Here is a 2,421-nt window from a genome sequence, read left to right as displayed (position 1 = left end):
ATCGATCTGGCCTTGCGAGAACGGATCGTCGCCGAAGGCTGAGACATAGGTTGCCGGCCGCTCGGTGCTCAGCGCGTGCAGCGCCCACAGCGTGTTGAACGTGTCGCCGGCAAAGCCCATGCGCCAGTTCGGTCCCGTCTGGCCCGACAGTTCGAGCATGCATTCGCCGATCGAGGCGACGCCGTTTCCCGCCATCTACAATCCTCCAGTGATCCCGGTGCTGTAGCTTTTTGCCACCGGCAGCGCCATGCTTGGCAAGCAGGGTTTTTTCCGTCACAGCGTTTTCCCACAGGCTGGCGGGATGCGATCCGTCCGGCAGAGCGTTGTCTGCGGAAGAGGAACCGGTTTGGCATCGATATGGCGTTATCTTCTGGCGGGTCTTGGTCTGGCTGCCTTGCTGGTCGGCATTCTCGCGGTCGTCTTCCTGACGGCGCCGCGGTCGTCGCTGCCTGCCGGCCCGGATGTCTCGCGGACGAAGAACACCGCCAACGCGCTGTTCGTGGCCAGCTTCGCGCCGGAGCGGGGTGTCGTACGGCAAGGCGAACTGCAATCCTGGCTGCTGACCTTGAAGACAAAGGCAGGTGTTCCGGTGGAAGGTGCCGCGATCGCGATTTCGGGCGGCATGCCACTGCACAGTCACGGCCTGCCGACCAGCCCGCAGGCAACCGACTATCTCGGCGACGGGCGTTATCGAATCGAAGGAGTGAAATTCACCATGAGCGGCTGGTGGCAGTTACATTTCGCCATCTCGGCCACCGCCGGCTCCGACACGGTGCTCTTCAACGTGGTGCTGTGAGCAGGACATGAGGCGGCGTTCGCGTTTTCTGGCGCTGATGGTGGCCGTTGTCCTTGCCGGTTGCACGAAGCCGGATTTTTCCGACGCCGAAAAGACGACCATCGCCTCGCTGGCGCTGTCGTCGCTGCCGGCGCTCAAGCCCGACACCACCAATCGTTTTGCCGACGTGCCGGCGGCTGCCGCACTCGGCTCGACGCTGTTCTTCGACCAGGGCATGAGCGGTGACGGGTCGATATCCTGTTCGACATGCCACAAGATCGACCGCCAGTTCCAGGACGACCTGCCGCAGGCTGTCGGGGTCGGCCGTACCAGCCGGCGCACCATGCCACTGGCCGGCGTCGCGCGCGATCCCTGGTTCTTCTGGGATGGCCGTCGCGACAGCCTGTGGGCGCAAGCGCTGACGCCGCTCGAAAACCCGCTGGAGCAGGCGGGAAACCGCACCGCCTACGCGCATTACATCAAGGCGCGCTTCGGCGAACGCTATGAGCGCATCTTCGGGCCGCTGCCTGATTTTTCCGGCATGCCGTTGGATGCCAGCCCGCTTGGAAACGATGTCGAGAGGGCGGCCTGGAATGCCATGAGCGGCCCGCAGCGTGACGCTATCAACGGCGTCTTTGCCAATTTAGGCAAGGCGATTGCCGCCTTCGAACGCTCGATCGCGCCGGCGCCAACGCGCTTCGACCGCTTTGCGCTGGACCTCGCCACCGGTGCCGAGCCGAAGGGCGATGCTGTCTTTTCCAAACAAGAAATCCTTGGGCTTAAACTGTTCATCGGCAAGGCCAATTGCGTGACCTGTCACAACGGCTCGCGCTTCACCGACAACAGCTTCCACAACACCGGCGTGCCATCCGTTGCGGGCCTGCCGCCGGATCGCGGCCGTATCGAGGCCGTGCACCAAGTCGAGGCGGACCCGTTCAACTGCTTCGGCGCTTATCGCGATGGCGACGCCAGCGCCTGCGGCGAGTTGCGCTTCATGGTCAAGGATGCGCCCGAACTCGTTCGCGCCTACAAGACGCCATCGCTGCGCGGAGCGGCAACGCGGCCGCCCTATATGCATGCCGGCCAGTTTTCGTCGCTCGACGAGGTGGTGGCGCACTACGCCAAGGCCGCGCCCAGCGTTGAGGGTGTGTCGGAGGTTCATCCGCTGGAGCTTTCAGACCGAGAGCGTGCGGCGCTGGTGGCGTTTTTGAAGACGCTGGCGGAGTGAGGTTGCCGGCGATAGGAATAGTTGAGCGAAGCGAGGCGAGTTGGTGCTGAAGCGAGCAAAGGAGGTTCTATGAGCCGGAGTATGATTCCCGTCGAGGAAGCCGCCAAGGAATGGTTCAAGGATTCAAAATTCGCTGCCCAATATGAGGCATTGGAAGAGGAATTCGCAATCGCAGAGGCTTCGATCAAGGCTCGGTGCGAGAAACAGGAAGCCAAAGTCGTGGGGCGACCGCTGAGCGCCTAATTCCTTAAGCACGGACCGTATGCTTCGGCGATTGGCGCAAACATCCATCGCTTCGTCATCCTGGGGCGTAGCAAGGAGCGAAGCGACGCGGCGCAGACCCCAGGATCCATGCCGGGACTCGGAAGCGCTGCTGCGGTGCGGAATTCTGCTCCGCTGCATTCTTCGGCCGAGGTCG

Annotated in this window: 3 protein-coding genes and 1 pseudogene (1 of these 4 only partly in view); 3 read left to right on the top strand and 1 reads right to left on the bottom strand. The window is 63.1% G+C overall.

Annotated features, from left to right (window positions below):
• Window positions 1-195: pseudogene (locus EOB80_RS31795) on the bottom strand (sugar kinase); it reaches 722 nt to the left of the window's first position.
• A gap of 151 nt (window positions 196-346) precedes the next feature.
• Between EOB80_RS31795 and EOB80_RS31790 the strand changes: the two are divergent.
• The 3 genes from EOB80_RS31790 to EOB80_RS31780 all read left to right on the top strand — a co-directional run bounded on the left by EOB80_RS31790 (window position 347) and on the right by EOB80_RS31780 (window position 2,246).
• Window positions 347-796, top strand: coding sequence for a FixH family protein (locus EOB80_RS31790; RefSeq protein WP_027039042.1), 450 nt, complete (start codon window positions 347-349; stop codon window positions 794-796).
• A 7-nt stretch (window positions 797-803) separates the two neighbouring features.
• Window positions 804-2,003 carry a cytochrome c peroxidase gene (locus EOB80_RS31785; protein WP_127331863.1) on the top strand — a complete coding sequence of 400 codons (1,200 nt, stop codon included), beginning with the start codon at window positions 804-806 and terminating at the stop codon, window positions 2,001-2,003.
• A 69-nt stretch (window positions 2,004-2,072) separates the two neighbouring features.
• Window positions 2,073-2,246 carry a hypothetical protein gene (locus EOB80_RS31780; RefSeq protein WP_174800322.1) on the top strand — a complete coding sequence of 58 codons (174 nt, stop codon included), beginning with the start codon at window positions 2,073-2,075 and terminating at the stop codon, window positions 2,244-2,246.
• Window positions 2,247-2,421 lie beyond the last annotated feature (175 nt).

Origin of the sequence: Mesorhizobium sp. M7A.F.Ca.MR.245.00.0.0, from assembly GCF_003997415.1 — a bacterium.
Classification (GTDB): Bacteria; Pseudomonadota; Alphaproteobacteria; order Rhizobiales; family Rhizobiaceae; genus Mesorhizobium.
Note: the sequence above shows the minus strand (reverse complement) of the source record. Positions and strands in the feature narration are given on the sequence as shown.

Excerpts from the sequence above, each read along its gene's own strand:
- EOB80_RS31780 (WP_174800322.1), top strand. The coding sequence starts at position 2,073 with ATGAGCCGGAGTATGATTCCCGTCGAGGAAGCCGCCAAGGAATGGTTC.
- EOB80_RS31785 (WP_127331863.1), top strand. The coding sequence starts at position 804 with ATGAGGCGGCGTTCGCGTTTTCTGGCGCTGATGGTGGCCGTTGTCCTT.